Raw genomic sequence first — 17,976 nt, 5'->3', positions numbered from 1 at the left:
TTCATCGCCGCAGTTCAGACCCTCATGATCGCCAACGCATGAGCAGGTTGGCAGGCTCATTGATGGCGGGTTGAGGTTCCCCTGAGGTTGTTACCGGGCACGCTGGTAGCGGCAGAACTGGACTCCGGTCTTCGTCGTCACCACTGATATGAGGTCGAATCGCTGGGCCTCACCGTTGTTCGGGTAGATGGTCTTGCCTCCGCCGAGTACGATTGGCTCGATCGCGAGGGCGAGTTCGTCGACGAGGTCGGCTTCTAGTAGTGCGCGCGCGACGGAGGCGCTCCCGGTGACGGACAGGTAGCCGCCGGGTTGTTCCCGCAGCTCGGCCAGCTTCGCGTGCAGGTCAGCTTTACGGATGAGCGTCGCGGGCTTCCAGCTCAGATCGTTCTCGGACAGGGTGTCGGAGACGACGTACTTCTGCTGGCTGTTCATCAGTGTCGCGAACGGGTCGTCGTCGTCCGTCCGTTCCGGCCATGCCGCAGCCATACCCTCGTATGTGCGGCGGCCCTGCAGCATGGCGTCGGACTGTCGGAGCAACTCGAAGAGTGCCGACCCCATCACGTCGGGGTCGAAGTAGGGGTAGGACCAGCCACCGTGGCGAAATCCGCCCGAGGGATCCTCGTCCACACCACCTGGAGCCTGCACCACACCGTCAAGACTGATGAACTCGCTTATCAGAACCTTCACGACGACAGACTAGGAACAGTCTGCTGTCTCGGTCTTGTACAGAAGCGACAAGTGGCGTCCACCAGAATGGTGGGCTTCAAGCAGCTTCTGGAGGTCGAGCGCGGCTAGCGGGGTATGAAGCAGATCCTCGACCTGCGCTCGGTCCATCACCGCGTCGAGGACCGCATCCGCGCCCACGTGCTGCTCTGCTGGCTCGCGCTGCTCCTGGCCCGCATCGTCGAGACCCGCACAAACACACCGGACACCGCCACGACCTGGCCGCGCGCCCGCGACCCGGTCCAACGCCTGCACGTCGGCACCTTCACCGGCCCGGCCGGGCTGTTCCGCCAGACCACCCCCCAGCCCCGAGGTCCGCCGGCTGCACCAGGCCCTCGACATCGGCACGGTGAGTCGATCGCCGCGATCAACGACCAGTTCCCGCACTGGTTCCCCGACACCTACGCCGACTACGCCGGTGACGCCGACCAGCTACCCGTCGACCAACACCAGCTCCTCGCCCTGATCGCCCCCGGCCGGGTCGTGATCGGCAGCGCCACCGACGACGCCACCGCCGTCCCCCGCGGTGAGTACGCCTCCTACCTCGCCGCCGCGCCGGTGTATGAGCTCTACGGCCTCGCCGGCACCGGCCTGCCCACCACCACCTCGTGGCCGCCGCCCACCGACCAGGCCCACCGCGGGCCGGGGATGTCCTACCACCTGCGCACCGGCGGACACGGCCTGCAGCCCGCCGACTGGGACATCTACCTCACCAGCGACCTGTTCCACCGCTGAGCACCGCGGGCCGGCCCACACCCGACACCGCCGCCGGTGGGCACGCGCGACCCTCCCCCCGGGTGGCACCCTGGGATGGTCATGAGCCTGCCCGAGCTGGACCTGCGCTACGGCACGAACCTGGGCTGCGTCGCCGCCCGCGCAGCCGGGTCGACCACCGCGGCCGCGCAGTGCGGACGCCCCGAGGCCTACGCCGTGACCCACCACTACCTCTACCCGCGCCGGCGCACTGTGCGGCTGTACCTGTGTGCGTGGTGCGGGCCGCGGCACCCCGACGCCACCCCGATCACCCGCCGCGACGCCGCCGTCATCCGCGCCCGCCGAGCCGACCAGGCCGCCCAGCTGAAGCGGGCCGGCCGGCCGGTACCCGGATGGCCTGACCTGGTCGTCGAGTAACCGGGCCGGGGTCGTCGCAGCCCACCGGGCCCCGGGTGCCGGTGGTGTCGGCGCTGCGCGGTGGTGCTGTGTGGTGGCGTGGTTCAGGTCTGGGGGCGCTCCAGGGCCCGGATCCAGATCCCGGTGATGGTCTGGAGGAGCCCGAGCTCGTGCGGGGCGACACAGCGGCCGCCGGACCGGTGGGCGTCCCACAGCGCGGCGTCGTCGAAGACGTGCCCGCAACCACCGAAGCGGCGACAGCAGTGCGCCCGCTCGACCCCACCCCAGCTACGTCCGCAACACACCAACCGCGCGGCCGGGTTCCGCCGGTGCGCGGCGGCGGTCACGGGGAGGGCCTCGTGGGTAGGCAGCCCGGGCACAGCGGCCCGTCGAGTCGCCACCCCGCGCTGGTGAGCCAGCGGCGGGCCGGGGCCGGGAGGGCGTCGAGGGTGTCGGCGGCCAGGCCGCCGGCCAGCAGCGGGCCGTCACCGCAGCGCAGACAGGTCAGATCGGTGATCGAACCGGTGGGGGTGCAGGAACGGCAGTAGCAGGCCAGGGTCGGGCCGTCCGGACCGGCGATGAGCCATTCGGCGCTCATCAGGACCTGCTCCATCGGCTCGCTCGGGGTGCGCCGGCACCGGTCACAGCGCCGCAACCCCGCCCGAACGCCCGCCCGGCCCGGCGCCGGCGCGGCGGTGGCCGAGGCGTGGTCGGGTGCGATGTGGGTGGCCGAGGGGTACATCGATCACACTCCCGTGCATCGAGACGAGGCCGTACCGGACCCGCCCGGCCAGGGCCCGCCCACTCCACGAGCTGTAGCCGACGCGGCCCGCACGCCCGCCGATGCCGTCTGTCGCCGTCACGGTAGCCCGACGGGATTCACCCGAAGCGCTCATCGCACGGCGTGTCGTAACCCTGCACACCGCGATGACCGGGGCCCGGTCGGGTCGATGCCGGCGATCGGGCAGCTGGGGTCACACCAGTCATTAGTGCAGGTCACCGGTGGTACACGCGCTGGAGCCAGCTCACCTGCCTAGCCTTGTCGCTGACAAGCCTCGCATGGCGCTCGGACCCGTCCGTTCACCCCTCACGCGGGCAACTGGCTGCGCACCCGCATCCGCGCCACCCTCAACTTCCTCACCTGGCTCAACGAGCAGAACCTCACCCTGGCCACCGTCAACCAGACCGCCATCGACCAGTGGCTGACCGCCACACCCACCGACGCCACCTACGCCGCGCGGGAATTCCTTTACTGGACACGGAAACACAACCTCTCCGGCGACGTGAGCATCCCGAAGAGGCCGATCCGCAGCAGTCTGCAACCCATCACCGAAGACGACCGCTGGACACAGCTGCGTCGCTGCCTCCACGAACAATCCTTGCCCACCGAGGTCCGCGCCGCCGGCGCACTCGTCCTGCTCTTCGGACTCCCCGTCAGCCGCATCACCGCCCTGCGGCACACCGATATCCACACCGATGCCGACGGCACCACCTGGCTGCAGATGACCGAGCACCGACTGTTGCTCCCGGACGCGGTTGCCGCCCTGCTCCGCGCCCAGCGCGACCGCGGAACCGGCACCGCGATTCTCACCCGCACCAACGCCAACGGACCGCGCTGGCTGTTCCCCGGCGGCATGCCCGGACGACACGCCCACGACGCCCTCTACCGCGCCCTCCGCACACACCTGCCCGTCCACCTCCGCCGAGCCCGCAGCGCCGCCCTCGCCGCACTGACCGCCGAACTCCCCGCAGCCGTCCTCGCCAACCTGCTCGACCTCAACATCCACACCGCCAACGCCTGGGCCACCTACGCCCAACACGACTGGACCGCCTACGTCGCCGCCCGCACAGCGTCCCGGCCGCGATCGCTGATCACCAACCCACCACTCAGTTGACTATGCCCCCATGAGTGGTTATATATGGGGTTAGTCTTGTATCGACCTGGCGGAAGGAGTGGCCGCGATGCCGAAGATCAACGTGTATCTGCCCGATGACCTGGCCGACGGGGTCAAGGCAACCGGGGTGCCTGTCTCGGCAATCTGTCAGCGGGCGCTGGAGCAGTCGGTTCGGCGCGTGAGCGCGATCCGGGCAACCGTGCTGGGCGACCTGGCGGCCGACGACCCGACGGCTCAACTCTCGCAGTTCACCGAACGCACGCGCACAGTGATCAAACTCGCCGTCGATCAGGCGCGGGCGACCCATGCCGCCAGTGTCGGCACGGAACACCTGTTGCACGGAATGCTCGACGAAGGCACCAGTCTCGCCCTGCACGTGCTGCGCGCGATGGAGATCGATCCCGCTCACGTGAGCCGAGCGCTGGCCAACGCCTCGCCAGCACCGGAGAGTTCGGAAACCCCGGTGGCAACACAGTTCAGCGGTCCCGCAGCCAATGCGCTGGAGTTGACCGTGACCGAGGCTCTCGCACTGGGACACAACTACGTCGGCTGCGAACACCTCCTGCTCGGCCTGATCGGCGAACCTGACGGCACTGCCGGGCATGTCCTGCGGGAGCTGGGCATCGACCTGCGCACCGCGCGCCGGACGGTCGTGGCCGCGCTCACCGGCTATACCCACCTCCGCGCACAAGCAAGCACAACACCCGCGGACGCCGCAACGATGATCGCCACCGTCGTCCGGCAGGAACTGCGCCCCATCCTCGATCGCGTTGAACGGTTGGAGCAGCAGACCGGCCTGATCTCCGAGGGTTAAGTGTCCATACAGGACATCATGGTGCGAGTGTTGCGGCGATTCCTCTCCTCCGTCGCAATAGCCCTCTTGACCGCGATGTTGGTGATCATCATGACGGGAGCGGTGTGATGCCACGCGTGCTACTTCTCGCCACCGGTGACACGATGGCCTACCTCCTGCATTCCGGACGACCCGCGATCGCGACCGGAACCGAACTGCTCGCCGCCTCAGGCGCAGACGTGCCAGCAGTAGACGTGTGTGTCGAGGACGTCATGGCCGAGCCCAGCTGGGATACCTCACCAGCCACGATGCTCACTCTGGCACGCCGAGTGCACACCGCCCTCGTCAGCGACGGATTCGACGGCGTGGTTGTCACCCACGGCATCGACACCCTCGAAGAAACCGCCTTCCTCACCGACCTGACCACCGGCCCTGCCGCCGCACACGGCGGCATCGTGTTCACCGGCGCCACCCGCTGCCTCGACGAACCCGGCAGCGACGGCCCGGACAACCTCACCTCCGCCATCACTGCGGCCGCCGACCCCGCCACACGCAGCCTCGGAACTCTCGTCTGCTTCAACCGCGAGCTACACGCCGCACGCTGGGCAACTCTGACAAACACCACCCGCGCAACCGGATTCTCCTCAGCACCGCATTCGCCACTCGGGCATGTGGCCCGCACAGGCGGCATCACCATCACGGCAGCCCCGCCAGCCCGCCCTGCCCCCATCGAAGCACCACCCGAAACCGACGTCGCCCTGATCAAGACCTATCCAGGCATCACGCCATCACTGCTCACCACCGCAGCCGATGCCGGCGCGAGAGGCATCGTGCTCGAAGGCACCGGAACAGGAAACGTCCCCGTCGAACTATTCACCACCATCAGCGAACTCACCGAATGGGACATCCCCATCGTCCTCGCATCCCGCGCTCGCACCCATCCCACGGCCCTCGACCACCCGCACGACGGAACCGGCCTCGCCACCAAAGTCGGCGCCATCAGCGCCCGAGGCCTTACCCCCACCCACGCACGCATCGCACTCATGGTCGCCCTCGGAGCCGGCGGAGTAGACGCAGTACGCGCATGGTTCGAGGAACTCTGACCAGCGACCAGCCACCGAAACCGGCCGAATTCCACACGGTTTGAATACTGCTACTCCGCCAGCTGCCACCGGCCCCGGCGCCTCCCCCGAACCCCGACGTCGCCGAGACCCCCGACCCTGCCCTGCCGGAGGCCCTCGAGTTCCCTGCACCACCCGCTCCGCCCCTCGACAGCATCCCCGATCCGGCCGCTGCTCGGCCGGCCGAGGACATCACCGCATCGGCGAGCTTCGCCGCGGCGAACCGCCCGGACCCGGCCGCCCCCACCCCGCCGGAGTCGCCGACACCGGCCCCGACGCAGGAACCCACCGGGCCGCCACCACCTCCGAGTCCACCGTCCATCTCCACAGCCGCGCCCACCGCACCGGCCCGGCCAGCACCCGCGCCCGCACCGGTCGCCCTCATCGAGACCGGGCGGACTCACCCACTCACCGCCGTCTCGCACGGCCCCCGCACGCTGCCGGGTATCGGCGGGGTGTGGAGCGCCGGGACACGCTCGATCGTGCGGCTCGCTACTCCACTGCGCGTGCCCAGCCGTGGCGTCACCCTGCAGTTCTCCGATGGCTCTCACCGGGTCTTCACCATCACTCGAACCACCCACGGCGGGGCCGCTCACGTCGTCGACAGCCGCCACACTCGTTGTGGTCACCCCAGGCGACCGAGAGAGCCTGACCATCACCGAAGCCGAGTAGACGCCTCTGGCCCTCCCCGTCCACTCGCCGGAGGGGTCGCCAGGACCTTCTCAGCACCGCGCAGCCGGAGCATTTCCCCACGCTGCTCGCACTGTCGAGCTGTCTGTGCTCGGCGAGCATGCACGTTCTCACCACAGCGGAGCGGGGCTCTCGGTCGACGGCCATCTGCGAATCGAGGTCGATCGTGCGGATCTCGCAGGCCCAGGACACGGACGAGGCAGGCCCGCCCCGTCGCCAGCCTCGGCCGGTGAGACGCCCTTGTCTACCCTAGATCTACCGGAAGCGGTCGGTCTTCGGCGGAGCCGTCCGGGCAGGGCCACTCAGGACCCGCCCCGGGGGACTGTAAGAACATCGGCTCTGGCACAGATTCGGTGGTGCCGCGGCGCGCCACGTTCGGGTGGTACGGCTGACTGTGTGATCATCTCGCTGGTGTGGTCATGATCTTGGAGAAGTGCTGTTCCCAGGGCTGTCATCCCTGGTCATCGAGGACGTGATCGCTACCAGCTCCGTCCTGCGGCTCACGGTGCGCAGTACCATGACCTCGGCGTCGTGCCCGCGGTGCGGCACCGAGTCACGCCGGGTGCACGCCTGGCACCTGCGCCGGCTGGCCGACCTGCCGGTCGGAGGTCGACCGGTCGTGATGGGTCTGCGGGTTCGCCGGCTGCTCTGCACCGACGTGCAGTGTCCGCAGCGGACCTTCCGCGAACAGATCCCCGCTCTGGCCAGCCGATACGCCCGCCGCACGCTACGGCTGGCGGCCACGATCGAGCAGGTCGCGGTCGCGCTGGCCGGACGGGCCGGTGCTGCGCTGCTGGCCACGCTCGGTGTGTCGGTCTCCGGTCGAGTCTGCTGCGCGCGCTGATGGCGGGAACCCGGCCTCCTCGATCAGCGTCGCGAAGCCGAGCGTCGATGCCGGTGCATGCTCGCTGGGCTTGACGACGATGGTGCAGCCTGCGGCCAGCGCCGGCGCGAGCTTCCACGTCATCATCAGCAGCGGCGAGTTCCACGGTGTGATCGCCGCGACGACGCCGACCGGCTCGCGTCGGGTGTAGACGAGGTAGTTCGGGTTCGGTGACGGTATCTGGCGTCCCTCGATCTTGTCCGCGAGGCCGGCGAAATACTGGTACCAGCCGCCCAACCCGTTGAGCTGGCCGATCATCTCCCGGTAGAGCTTGCCGGAGTCGTTGACCTCCTGGCGGGCCAGTTTCTCGGCGGTCTCGCCGACCAGCTCGCCGAGACGGCGCAGCATCGCGGCGCGCGCGAACCCGGTGGTCCGGCCCCACTCGCCGTCAGCGCGGTGCGGGCGGCCGTGACGGCGGCGTCGACGTCGCCGGGCCCGCTGTCCGGAAGGGTCGCCCACGGCTGCCCGGGTGTACGGGTTCTGCGTCTCGAACGTCGCTCCGGATGCGGCGTCGACGTACTCGCCGCCGATCAGGTTCCGGAGCGTCTCCAGCTCGGCCATGCGCCCTCCTCGGTCGGGCCGGTCTTGCCGGGGCCCGTCGCCACTTGCTATTCACCTTGGTCATGAATCCCGGATCGCTGCCGCACGACGAGGTGTACACGGCGGGCGACCTGGTCGCTGCCATCAGAGCCCGCTGTCCGAAGGTGGGCGCGAACTCCGGAGCGTGGCCCGGTCTGACGTTCTACCACTACCTCACTCCCGCTGAGCCGACGTGGGAGGAGGTCCGGTCGCTGTCGTTGTGCATCATCGCGCAGGGACGCAAGCGCGTGGTCGTCGACGGGGCGCCGTACTGCTATGACCCGTTCAACTACCTGGTGCTGAGCAACAGCCAGAACTTCACCGCCCAGGTGCTCGAGGCCTCGCCGGCCATGCCGTACCTGTCCCTGGTGCTGCAGATCGACCCCGTGCTGGTCAGGCGCGTGTCGTCGGATCTGCTCGAACGCCGCACGACGACGTTCAGCCGTCCGGCTGCGTTGCAGGGGCCGGACCGGAAGGCGTTCATCACGCCGCTGGACAGCACGCTGATGGCTGCGACGATGCGGTTCCTGCAGGCGACCGACGACGGCGCGGACCGCCGGGTGCTCGCGCCGCTGTACCTGCAGGAGATCGTCTACCGGATCCTGCAGGCCGAGCAGTTCGCCCGGTTGCTGCAGGTCGCGGCCCAGGAGAGCGAGCGGAACCCGATCAGCGACGTGCTGGCCTACGTGCACGCCAACCTCGCCGAGCCGTTGACCGTCTCCGACATGGCCGAGAAGGTGTCGCTGAGCCCGTCGGCGTTCTCCCACCTGTTCCGGGACGTGACCGGCAAATCGCCCTACCAGTTCGTGAAGGAGCTGCGGCTCAACCGGGCGCGCGAGCTGCTGCTCGCCGACCGGCTGAGCGTCACGCAGATCTCCCGGGCGGTCGGGTACGGCAGTACCTCGCACTTCATCCGCGAGTTCCGCGACCGCTTCGGCAGCACTCCGCGGGCCTACTGCAACCTGCACACCATCGGCGAGCAGTTCGCCAGGGGCACCGCCACGCCCTGAGGCACGCGGGGCACCCGGGTCAGCCGCCGAGCGCCTCGACGATCCGGCGGGCCAGCGGTTCGGACGCCGCCGGGTTCTGTCCGGTGTACAGCGTGCCGTCGACGACGACGTGCGCCGTCCACGGCTTGCCGCTCTGCTCGTACGCGCCGCCCGCTTTCACCAGCCGGTGCTCCAGCAGCCACGGTGCCCGGTCGGCGAACCCCACCTGGGACTCCTCGACGTTGCTGAACCCGGTCACCCGCCGGCCGCCGAACACCCACTCCCCGCGATCATCGACGGCCGGGAGCAGCGCCGCGGGTCCGTGGCAGACCGCGGCCACCGGCTTGCCGGCGGCGTCGAAGCGCCGCACGAGCGCCCCGAACGACGATGAGACGGCCAGGTCTTCCATCGGCCCGTGCCCGCCAGGAACGAAGACGGCGTCGAACTCGCCGGGATCGACCCGGTCCAGGTCGGCCGCCGCGTCGAGCTCGCCTGCTATCCCGTCCAGATAGGCCCGGAACCGGCGGCCCGGCTCCTCCGAACCGCCGTTCATCCCCGCGCTGAACCCGGCCTCGTCGGCGGTCGGCCGCACTCCGCCGGGAGTCGCGATCGTCGTCGTGAACCCGGCTTCGCGGAACACCCGGTGCGGTTCGGCGAGCTCCTCGGGCCAGAAACCGCACGGGTGATGGGTCCCGTCGGTGAGCGTCCAGTGGTCGGAGCCGGACACGGCGAGCAGCACATTCGTCATGAGTCACCTCGAGTCGGAAATAGAGAGATCCCCGCGCGTCACGTCCGGGGCGGGGACACGCCGACGGTAGGGCGCACCCGGCGCAGCGAGGCAGTGCGCGGCGACGATCAGCTCGGAATCCGCACACCTACGGCAGCAATCTTCGATGCGATTCGGACCAGACCGTCGCTAGCTTCACCGCTGCACGTGATTCCCGGACATCGACGTTCGTCAGGAGTTGCCATGCCGCGAATCGCCTTTCTCGTCTCGAGCGCTACTGAGATCGAGCTCTCCGACGGGGCCCGTCACCCCACCGGGTACTTCGCCGAGGAGGCGCTCAAACCCTACGAACGTTTCGTCGCCGCGGGCGCCGACGTCGTCGTCGTGACGCCGGACGGGCGTCCCCCGGTCGCCGACGACTACGGGCTGGAGCACTTCTTCCACTATCCCGACGAGGACCAAGACTTCTTCGGTTCGGTGACCCGCACGTTCCACCACGACCCGGACGACATCCGGATCACGCTGCACCAGAACACCGAGCTCGGCCTGGTCGCGGCGCGGCGGATCGCCGCCCGGATGGTCGCCACCGGCCTCGACCCGGCGCAGGCGCACCGCACGGTCAGCGCAGGCGCTCGCTCGGCGTGGCGGCAGGACCGGCAGCTGGTCGACGTGCTCGTCGAGGAGGGGCTCGACGGTGGGTTGTCCCGGGCCGAGCTGCAGGCCGCGGTGGACGAGCTGGACGCCGCCGCCCGCGACCTCGCTCGGGAACGCCGGGAGAAGCTGCGCGCGATCCCCGGTTTCGCCGCGCCGGTGGCGCTGCGCGACCTCACCGCTGACGAGCTCGCGGCATTCGACGCCGTCTTCGCCCCCGGCGGTCACGGCCCGATGGTCGATCTGGCCGACGACCCGGACGTCGGCAGGCTGCTCGGCGCGCTGCACCGCCGCAACGCACCGATCGCAGCGCTCTGTCACGGTCCGGCGATGCTGCTGTCCGCCCCGGACCGCGACGACGGTCTGTGGCTGTTCGACGGCTACCGGATGACCTGTTTCACCGACGAGGAGGAGGACCAGACGGTGCCGGGCAGGCTCGGCCTGCCCTGGTACGTCGACACCGCCGTGAAGAACGCGGGCGGTGTCTTTGACGACGCGCCCGCGGCCTGGGTGTCGCACGTGGTCGTCGACCGCAACCTCATCACCGGCCAGAACCCGAACTCGACCGAGGCCACGGCCGATGCGGTGCTCAAGGCACTGCAGATCCGCTGACCGGAACCGGAGGAGCGGAGACGATGAGCACCGATCCCGAACAGACCGCACGCACCTTCCTCACCGCCTACGGCCGTCGCGACGTCGACGCCGCGCTGGCCCTCGTCGCCCCGGACGCCCGCATCGACATCTTCGCGACGGGGCTGCGCGGCGGTGGCCCCGCCGACCTGCGCGACCTGCTGGAGAAGACTGCACGGGCCTTCCCCGACCTGCTGCTGACCGTGCGGCGCGTGGTCGCCGCCGGGCGGGTCGTCGCCGCCGAGTTCGCGGTGGAGGGCACCCAGGCCGCCGACTACCTGGGCGCGATCAACCAGGAGAAGCACCTCGACGTCGCGCAGGCGTGGCGGTTCGAGGTCGACGACGGGCGGATCACCGCCGTCGGGGCCTACTGGTGCGCCAACCAGCTCTACCGCCGCCTCGGGGTGAAGCGGCAGGACCAGATCGCGATCGTGTGAGGAGCAGGCGATGACGACGACCACCAGCACCCGGGGCCCGGCGCGGACGGAGGGGACGGCACCGATCGATCCCGCCGCCGTCGTCGATGAGTTCTTCGCCGCCTACCGGCGGCACGACGTGCACGCGATGACCGACATGTGCACCGACAACGCCGGCTTCCGCTACGTGCCCTACGAGGTGTGGGGCAAGCAGCGGGTCCTGCGCGGCGACGGCAAAGTCAAGACCATCGGCAAGACACTGTGGACCGGATTAATCAAGTCTTTCCCGGACCTGTTCAACGTCGTGCACAGCATCGACGCGGGCCCGGATGGCGACGTGATCGTCTCCTGTGACATCGGAGGGACCCAGCAGATCGCCTGGGGGTTCGCGGTGTCCCAGACCCGCGCGTTCAGCGAACCGCACCTGTTCCTGTTCCACGTGGACCGGACCGGGCTGATCGACGACATCACCGCCTACTGGAACGACGGCGGCATCAACCGCCAGCTTGGCCACCTGGAAGTCGACTGAGGACGGAGCGACAGATGAGCCTGCTCAAGCGCGAGGAATGGCAGCACTTCGTCCGCGACGTCGACTGGAGCTTCACCCATGTCGACGATGAGGCGGTCTTCCCGGAGTGGCACTGCGGACACGGCAAGGTTCCGCGCGAGGCGTGGGCGGCCTGGGAGGAGGACTACAAGGTCAGCTATCCCGAGTACGTCGCGACCCAGCGGGAGAAGGAGACCTCGGCCTACGCGGTCAAGGCCGCGCTGCAGCGGTCCACCCACTTCGACCGGCTCGACGAGGGATGGCGCTCGTCGACCAAGATGCACTTCGGCGGCGTCGCGCTGGTCGAGTACGCCGCGGTGCTCGCCGAGCTGAAGATGGCCCGCTTCGGGCTCAACGGATCGTGGCGCAACATGGCCACCTTCGGCCAGCTCGACGAGCTGCGGCACGCGCAGATCACCACGTTCTTCGGCCACGAGTTCGTCAAACGGGACCCGCAGTACGACTGGACGCAGAAGGCGTTCCACACCAACGACTGGGTCGCGATCTCGCTGCGCAACCTGTTCGACAACATGATGATCACCTCGAACGTGGTGGACATGGCGCTGGCGCTGCCGTTCACCTTCGAGACGGGCTTCACCAACCTGCAGTTCGTCGCGCTCTCCGCGGACGCGCTCGAGGCCGGCGACGTCAACTTCGCCAACATGATCTCGTCGATCCAGACCGACGAGGCCCGGCACTCCCAGCAGGGCGGCCCGACGCTGGAGATCCTGATCGAACACGATCCGGTGCGTGCCCAGTGGGTGATCGACCGCAACTTCTGGGGCGTCGCGCGCGCCTTCGCCGCGCTGACCGGGCCCGCGATGGACTACTACACCCCGCTCGAGCACCGCAAGCAGTCCTACCGGGAGTTCATGGAGGAGTGGATCATCGATCAGTTCGTGCACACGATCGAGGACTACGGGCTCAAGAAGCCCTGGTTCTGGGACGAGTTCATGCGCGGGCTGGACACCTGGCACCACAGCCTGCACATGGGTCTCTGGTTCTGGCGGCCGACGATCTGGTGGCGCCCCAAGGCCGCGGTGAGCCGCGACGAACGCGCCTGGCTCGTGGACAAGTACCCCAACTGGGAGAAGGTCTACGGCGACAAGTGGGACACGATGATCGACAACATCAACGCCGACAACGTCGAGGCCACCCTACCCGAGACGCTGCCCTGGCTGTGCAACCTGTGCAACCTGCCCTGCTGCAACCCGATCCGGCTGCGTGACGGCCGCTGGCGTATACCGAGCCTGTCGCTGCGCTACGACGGCCGCACGTACCACTTCTGCAGCCACGCCTGCCGGCAGATCTGGTGGAAGGACCGCGACAACGTCAACCACCAGACCCTCGTCGAGCGGTTCCTGGCGGGCCAGATCCAGCCGATGGACGTCGGCGGGGTGCTCGACTACATGGGACTGACACCGGACGTCATGGGCGACGACCCCGACTACAGCGCCTGGACCAGGGACTACGTCGGACGCCCTGCGACCGGGCTGGCGCTGGTCGGGGAGGCCCGGTCGTGACCGCGGCGGAGGAACCCCGGCGCGTTCCGCTCAACGCGATCTTCGCAGAGGACTTCGTGCAGATTCTCGTCCCGGTGATGTCGACCAGCACCGTCGCCGAGGTGGCGCAGGCCGTCGCCGCGCACGTCGAGGGCAGGCGGGTGCGCAGGCAGGATCGAGAGAAGGTCGTCTTCCACGACGGCCGCAGGCTCGACCCGGACCTCACCGTGACCGAGGCCGGGATCGAGCCGCTCGACCACGTCCGGATCGAGTACGACACCGCGTCCGACGGCACGGAGGTGGCGTCATGAAGAACGCCGTGGGACCCGTGCTGCGAATGGGCGACGACATCGACCAGGTCGTCGCCGCGATCGAGGACGACAATCCCGACACCGAGATCGAGGTGATCGACCGGGGCTCCTACGTGCGGATACAGGGGCCCGACCGGCTGGTCCTCACCGAACGGACCCTGCAGGCGCACCTGGGGCACGACTACGAGATCCGGTCGATCGAGACGATGATGTCGTCCTTCGCGGGCCGGATCATCACCAGCAGCGACTCGATCACCTGGGAGCGGATCGCGGCCCGGCGCGCGACCGCACCCGTCGGAGGTGCGGACCGATGACCACTGGACAGACTCCCGACCGGACCCGCCGCAGGCGCACGTTCAGCGCGTTCGGCGACGTCCGCCGGATGCCCAGCGAGTACGAGATCGTCACCCACGCGCAGAACTGGACGACCCGCTCGGCGCGCTCGAGTGCGTTCGAGCAGAACCCGTCCAGTGCGCCGAACCTGTGGTTCCTCACCTACCGGGACGGCTCGCCGCTGCAGGCCGACGACTGGGACGCCTTCCGCGACCCGGACGCACTGACCTACCGCGCCTACGTCACCCGGCAGGCTGACGCGGAGACCAGGACGCAGGGCCTTCTGGCGCAGTACGGCGCTGCCGGGGCCGACGCCCGGTTGTCCGCCGACCAGCTCCGGCTGCTCGGCGGGGCGCTCACCCCGTCGCGCTTCCTGGTGCACGGCTGCCAGCAGGTGCAGGCCTACATCGGGTACGTGGCGCCGTCGTCGTACGTCACGAACGTGTGCAGCTTCGCCACGGCGGACTTCCTGCGCCGGGTGACGGTGACCGCCTACCGGACCCGTGAGCTGCAGATGGCGCACCCGGAGTCCGGGATCGGCGAGGACGAGCGCAGGCGCTGGGAGACCGATCCGGCCTGGCAGGGGGTCCGCGAGGCGGTCGAGCGGCTGCTCGTCGCCTACGACTGGGGCGAGGCGTTCACCGCGCTCGACCTGGTGCTTGCCCCGACCCTGGACGACGTATTGATCCGGCAGACCGCGGAGGCGTCGCGGGACAACGGCGACGAGTACTCCTGGCTGCTGCTATCCGCGCTGCAGGAGGACAACGACCGACGCAACCGGTGGGCCGCGGAGCTGGCCCGATTCTGCATCGCGCAACGGCCCGGCAACGCCGAGGTCCTGCGGGGCTGGATCGACCGCTGGACACCGCTCGCCGACGCGGCGGTGAGCGGCCTGGGCGCGATCCTGGCCGCTTCCTCAGGCGGGCGGACCGGCGCGGACACCGTGACTGAGGCCGCCGCCGCGACCCGCGCGGGGTTCCACGACTCGTTCCTCTCCGACGCGACAGCGGGCGGGGTGCGGTGAACGCCGCCGTGACGGGCCAGTGGCACGCCGCGATCGAGCTCGACGACCTGTGGGAGGGCGAGATGGAGGGCGTCGAGGTCGGTGGGACCGGCGTGCTGCTGGTCAACGTCGACGGCGAGGTCCACGCCTATCGCAACCGGTGCCCGCACCAGGCGTGGCCGTTGGACGAGGGCGATCTCGACGACGACGGCGTGCTGACCTGCACCCGGCACCTCTGGGAGTTCGACGCCCGCACCGGTGCGGGGATCAACCCGGATAACTGCGCGCTGTCTCGCTACCCCACCCGGGTCGAGGACGGCACGGTGTACGTGGAGATCGGATGATCCGCCGCTGCGTGCTCGTCGGCGGCGGTCCCGCGTCGGTGGCGGCCGTGGAGACCCTGCGCGAGCGGGGTTTCGACGGTGGGATCACGCTCGTCGCGGGCGAGCCGCACCTGCCCTACGAGCGGCCGCCGCTGTCGAAGGACTACCTGACCGGCCGGGTGGAGCGCGCGGATGTCGTGCTCCACCCGGAGGGCTGGTACTCCGACCATGACGTCGACCTGCGGCTGGGCACCCCGGCGGCGGCGATCGACCCGGGCGGGCACACCGTCACCCTTGCCACCGGAGAGCGGCTGGGTTACGACGCGCTGGTGCTGGCCACTGGCGCCCGGCCCCGTTCGCTCCCCGGTGTCGCGGGAGACCGGGTGCACGTGCTGCGCACCCTGGACGACGCCGACCGGCTGCGCCGGCAGCTGGATGGCGCGCAGCACGTCGTGCTGCTCGGCGCCGGGTTCGTCGGCTGCGAGGTGGCCGCAGCGGCCGTCGAGCTCGGGGCGCGGGCGACCCTGTTTGATCCCGACCCGGCGCCGCTGGCCCGCGCGGTGGGCCCGGCGGTGGCCGCCGCGGTGCTCGGCCTGCACCGTGACCGGGGTGTCGAGGTGCGGGCCGGGGAGACACCGGCGGCGGTGACCGTGGAGCCGGGCCGTGTCCGGATCGACTGCCGGGACGGCGATGCGCTCGACGCCGACCTGGTCGTCGTCGGGGTGGGGTGCAGCCCGCAGGTCGCGCTCGCCGCCGAGGCCGGCCTGGCGGTCGACGACGGCATCGTCGTCGACGAGTTCTCCGCGACCGGCGCGCCCGGGGTGTACGCCGTGGGTGACGTCGCGAACCGGTGGCTGTCCCGCTACCGGCGGCGGATGCGGATCGAGCACCACGACACCGCGCAGCGGGCGGCGCGCCGGCTCGCCGCGGGGCTGGCCGGCGAACCGGAGCCGTTCGACGAGCCGCCCTGGTTCTGGTCCGACCAGTACGAGCACACCGTACAGGCGCTCGGGCGGCTAGGCGACGACGCCGACCTGGTCCGGCGCGGCGCACCGGAGGAGGTCGGGTTCTCCCTGTTCGCGATGCGCGACGGCCTGGTCGAGGGCGTGGTCACGCTGGACCGGCCGCGCGATGTCGTCGACGCCCGTGCGCTCATCGAGGTCGGGATCCGGGTCGATGCCGAGCAGATCGGGGACACGTCGGTCCGTCTGAAACGGCTCGTCCCCCGGGCGCCGAAGGTGGTGTCGTCATGACGGCGACGAGCGAACCTCGTGCCGCGCCGGTGCTGACCGCGCGCGAACCGCGCGCGCGGATCACCCCGGATGCCGCGCAGCGCGCGATCGAGCTGGTCCGCGACCTGCGCCCGGCCGAGGCGGTCGATCGGCTGCGCCGGGTGCCGGGGAACGGATACGAGCAGGTCGCCCGGGTGATCGATGCGGCGGTGGCGAGGGCGGAACGGGCCGGGATACGGACCGACCAGCTGGTCGTCGTCGGGGGCACCGTCGTCGAAGGGGACGAGCTGTTGCGGGAGAACCGCAAGCTGGGAGCGGGCACCTGGTTCACCGTCCCGACGGCGCGGGTGGAGATCCGGCTGCAGGCCGCAGGCCTTCGGGACATGCCCACCGTGGCGGCGGCGGTGGTACCGGCGCCTGGGAGCCCGCCCCGTCCACCGGACTCCGTCGGGGGCCGCCGTGCCGAGCAGGCCCGGGAAGCGCTCTACGACGTCCTGGACCCCGATCTCGGCGTGAACGTGGTCGATCTCGGATTCGTCCGCGACATCGTGGTGGACTCACAGGACAGGGTGCGGCTCGTGATGACGCTGACGTCGGCGGCCTGTCCGCTGAGCGCGATCATCGAGGAGCAGCTGCGACGGGTGCTGCTCACCGGCCCGACCGCGTTCGCGGGGCTGCACGTGGAGTGGGAGTGGAGGCCGGGGTGGAGTCCGCTCGACATCAGCGAGGACGGGCGTGAGCAACTGCGAGCCATCGGGTTCTCGAACTTCACGCCGACTCACGGAAAGGGATGAGGTACATGGCGTTCGTCGTGATGGCCACGTGGCGGGCCAAGGCCGGGAAGGCCCATGTGATCGAGGAGGTCCTCCGGAAGGTGACGCCGGTGAACCGGACCGAGCCGAAGATGCTGGAGTTCCAGGCTCACACCGATCATCAGGATCCGGCCACGTTCGTGCTGTATGAGAAGTACACCGACGCGTCGGGGTACGACGATCACAAGCAGACGGACACGTTCCGTACCTTGGTTCTGGGCGAAGCGATCCCGAATCTCGAGGAGCGCTCGGTGCGGACGATGATGACGCTGGACTGACGGCGTCGACCGTGGGATGCGGCGCACGGTCGGTCGGACCTGTTCAAGACGGCCCGGAGCCTCTCTCCCCTGCAGGGCGGGCCACTAGGCTCGTCGCCGGCCGGGGCCCGACCGGCCTGCTCACCGACCCACGGAGGACCGATGCGCCTGCACCACCGGACCGACGGCCGCGATGACGCCCCGGTCCTCGTGCTCGGGCCGTCGCTGGGCACCGACCTGCGACTGTTCGACGCCCAGGTGGCCGCGTTCGCCGTCTCTCTCGACGTCGTCACCGCACTGCGCGCACCCACCGCGCTCACCGGGCCGTGGCTGCTCGACGAACTCGGGCCGGCATTGCAGAGCACTGCAGGCTGAACCGCCGCGACACTCAGCCTTTGCCAACCTGATCATGCGCTGGCGATCATGAGGGTCTGAACTGCGGCGATGAG

General features: G+C 69.9%; 24 protein-coding genes. 19 read left to right on the top strand and 5 right to left on the bottom strand.

The genetic code is table 11. The features are described from left to right. Positions 1-90 precede the first annotated feature (90 nt). A complete protein-coding gene (locus AB0J24_RS28385; RefSeq protein ID WP_358686916.1) occupies positions 91-687 on the bottom strand; it encodes a dihydrofolate reductase family protein in 597 nt (198 codons plus the stop codon). A gap of 114 nt (positions 688-801) precedes the next feature. Here AB0J24_RS28385 and AB0J24_RS28380 point away from each other — a divergent pair, with 114 nt between their 5' ends. After that, positions 802-1,458, top strand: coding sequence for a hypothetical protein (locus AB0J24_RS28380; protein ID WP_358686915.1), 657 nt, complete (start codon positions 802-804; stop codon positions 1,456-1,458). Between the two features lie 81 nt (positions 1,459-1,539). Beyond that, positions 1,540-1,854 (top strand): hypothetical protein, encoded by a 315-nt coding sequence (locus AB0J24_RS28375; protein WP_358686914.1) that lies wholly within the window; start codon positions 1,540-1,542, stop codon positions 1,852-1,854. 83 nt (positions 1,855-1,937) lie between these two features. Here the strand turns inward: AB0J24_RS28375 and AB0J24_RS28370 are convergent, their stop codons facing one another. Further along, a complete protein-coding gene (locus AB0J24_RS28370) occupies positions 1,938-2,180 on the bottom strand; it encodes a hypothetical protein (protein WP_358686912.1) in 243 nt (80 codons plus the stop codon). Beyond that, positions 2,177-2,431 (bottom strand): hypothetical protein, encoded by a 255-nt coding sequence (locus AB0J24_RS28365; RefSeq protein ID WP_358686911.1) that lies wholly within the window; start codon positions 2,429-2,431, stop codon positions 2,177-2,179. The genes AB0J24_RS28370 and AB0J24_RS28365 overlap by 4 nt, the downstream gene beginning before the upstream one ends. Before the next feature lie 781 nt (positions 2,432-3,212). Between AB0J24_RS28365 and AB0J24_RS28360 the strand changes: the two genes are divergently transcribed. From AB0J24_RS28360 to AB0J24_RS28345, 4 genes are all read left to right on the top strand, one after another. Then, a complete protein-coding gene (locus AB0J24_RS28360; RefSeq protein ID WP_358686909.1) occupies positions 3,213-3,728 on the top strand; it encodes a hypothetical protein in 516 nt (171 codons plus the stop codon). Positions 3,729-3,795: 67 nt separating this feature from the next. Continuing rightward, complete coding sequence (locus tag AB0J24_RS28355; protein ID WP_358686908.1) at positions 3,796-4,542, top strand: Clp protease N-terminal domain-containing protein; 747 nt, start codon at positions 3,796-3,798, stop codon at positions 4,540-4,542. Between the two features lie 107 nt (positions 4,543-4,649). After that, positions 4,650-5,624, top strand: coding sequence for an asparaginase (locus AB0J24_RS28350; protein WP_358686907.1), 975 nt, complete (start codon positions 4,650-4,652; stop codon positions 5,622-5,624). Positions 5,625-6,849: 1,225 nt separating this feature from the next. Then, positions 6,850-7,176 (top strand): transposase family protein, encoded by a 327-nt coding sequence (locus tag AB0J24_RS28345; protein ID WP_358686917.1) that lies wholly within the window; start codon positions 6,850-6,852, stop codon positions 7,174-7,176. On the opposite strand, the gene AB0J24_RS28340 is transcribed toward AB0J24_RS28345, so the two are convergent. Beyond that, positions 7,060-7,776: an aldehyde dehydrogenase family protein gene (locus tag AB0J24_RS28340; protein WP_358686906.1), complete on the bottom strand. Its 717-nt coding sequence runs from the start codon at positions 7,774-7,776 to the stop codon at positions 7,060-7,062. The two genes, AB0J24_RS28345 and AB0J24_RS28340, sit on opposite strands and share 117 nt — an antisense overlap. 62 nt (positions 7,777-7,838) lie before the next feature. Here AB0J24_RS28340 and AB0J24_RS28335 point away from each other — a divergent pair, with 62 nt between their 5' ends. Further along, complete coding sequence (locus tag AB0J24_RS28335) at positions 7,839-8,804, top strand: AraC family transcriptional regulator (RefSeq protein WP_358686905.1); 966 nt, start codon at positions 7,839-7,841, stop codon at positions 8,802-8,804. A gap of 19 nt (positions 8,805-8,823) precedes the next feature. On the opposite strand, the gene AB0J24_RS28330 is transcribed toward AB0J24_RS28335, so the two are convergent. After that, complete coding sequence (locus AB0J24_RS28330) at positions 8,824-9,531, bottom strand: type 1 glutamine amidotransferase domain-containing protein (RefSeq protein WP_358686903.1); 708 nt, start codon at positions 9,529-9,531, stop codon at positions 8,824-8,826. Between the two features lie 222 nt (positions 9,532-9,753). Between AB0J24_RS28330 and AB0J24_RS28325 the strand changes: the two genes are divergently transcribed. The 12 genes from AB0J24_RS28325 to AB0J24_RS28270 all read left to right on the top strand — a co-directional run bounded on the left by AB0J24_RS28325 (position 9,754) and on the right by AB0J24_RS28270 (position 17,902). Beyond that, positions 9,754-10,773, top strand: coding sequence for a DJ-1/PfpI family protein (locus AB0J24_RS28325; RefSeq protein ID WP_358686902.1), 1,020 nt, complete (start codon positions 9,754-9,756; stop codon positions 10,771-10,773). A gap of 23 nt (positions 10,774-10,796) precedes the next feature. Next, positions 10,797-11,228, top strand: coding sequence for a nuclear transport factor 2 family protein (locus tag AB0J24_RS28320; protein WP_358686900.1), 432 nt, complete (start codon positions 10,797-10,799; stop codon positions 11,226-11,228). Between the two features lie 10 nt (positions 11,229-11,238). Beyond that, positions 11,239-11,736 carry a hypothetical protein gene (locus AB0J24_RS28315; RefSeq protein WP_358686899.1) on the top strand — a complete coding sequence of 166 codons (498 nt, stop codon included), beginning with the start codon at positions 11,239-11,241 and terminating at the stop codon, positions 11,734-11,736. Between the two features lie 14 nt (positions 11,737-11,750). Further along, on the top strand, positions 11,751-13,277 hold the full coding sequence (locus AB0J24_RS28310; protein WP_358686897.1) for a toluene monooxygenase: 1,527 nt from the start codon (positions 11,751-11,753) through the stop codon (positions 13,275-13,277). Further along, on the top strand, positions 13,274-13,567 hold the full coding sequence (locus AB0J24_RS28305) for a toluene-4-monooxygenase system B family protein (RefSeq protein WP_358686895.1): 294 nt from the start codon (positions 13,274-13,276) through the stop codon (positions 13,565-13,567). The genes AB0J24_RS28310 and AB0J24_RS28305 overlap by 4 nt, the downstream gene beginning before the upstream one ends. Continuing rightward, complete coding sequence (locus tag AB0J24_RS28300; protein WP_358686893.1) at positions 13,564-13,881, top strand: MmoB/DmpM family protein; 318 nt, start codon at positions 13,564-13,566, stop codon at positions 13,879-13,881. Before AB0J24_RS28305 ends, AB0J24_RS28300 begins: the two co-directional genes overlap by 4 nt. Next, entirely contained in the window at positions 13,878-14,924 is a 1,047-nt protein-coding gene (locus tag AB0J24_RS28295) for a toluene hydroxylase (protein ID WP_358686892.1), read from the top strand. Before AB0J24_RS28300 ends, AB0J24_RS28295 begins: the two co-directional genes overlap by 4 nt. Then, positions 14,921-15,247: a Rieske 2Fe-2S domain-containing protein gene (locus tag AB0J24_RS28290; RefSeq protein ID WP_358686891.1), complete on the top strand. Its 327-nt coding sequence runs from the start codon at positions 14,921-14,923 to the stop codon at positions 15,245-15,247. The genes AB0J24_RS28295 and AB0J24_RS28290 overlap by 4 nt, the downstream gene beginning before the upstream one ends. Further along, entirely contained in the window at positions 15,244-16,479 is a 1,236-nt protein-coding gene (locus AB0J24_RS28285) for an FAD-dependent oxidoreductase (protein WP_358686890.1), read from the top strand. Before AB0J24_RS28290 ends, AB0J24_RS28285 begins: the two co-directional genes overlap by 4 nt. Continuing rightward, positions 16,476-17,252, top strand: coding sequence for a metal-sulfur cluster assembly factor (locus AB0J24_RS28280; protein ID WP_358686889.1), 777 nt, complete (start codon positions 16,476-16,478; stop codon positions 17,250-17,252). Before AB0J24_RS28285 ends, AB0J24_RS28280 begins: the two co-directional genes overlap by 4 nt. Positions 17,253-17,257: 5 nt before the next feature. Next, positions 17,258-17,548 (top strand): antibiotic biosynthesis monooxygenase, encoded by a 291-nt coding sequence (locus tag AB0J24_RS28275; protein WP_358686888.1) that lies wholly within the window; start codon positions 17,258-17,260, stop codon positions 17,546-17,548. A gap of 141 nt (positions 17,549-17,689) precedes the next feature. Continuing rightward, on the top strand, positions 17,690-17,902 hold the full coding sequence (locus AB0J24_RS28270) for a hypothetical protein (protein ID WP_358686887.1): 213 nt from the start codon (positions 17,690-17,692) through the stop codon (positions 17,900-17,902). The last annotated feature ends 74 nt before the right edge of the window (positions 17,903-17,976 follow it).

Source organism: Pseudonocardia sp. NPDC049635, from assembly GCF_040659795.1.
GTDB lineage: Bacteria > Actinomycetota > Actinomycetes > Mycobacteriales > Pseudonocardiaceae > Pseudonocardia.
Note: the sequence above shows the minus strand (reverse complement) of the source record. Positions and strands in the feature narration are given on the sequence as shown.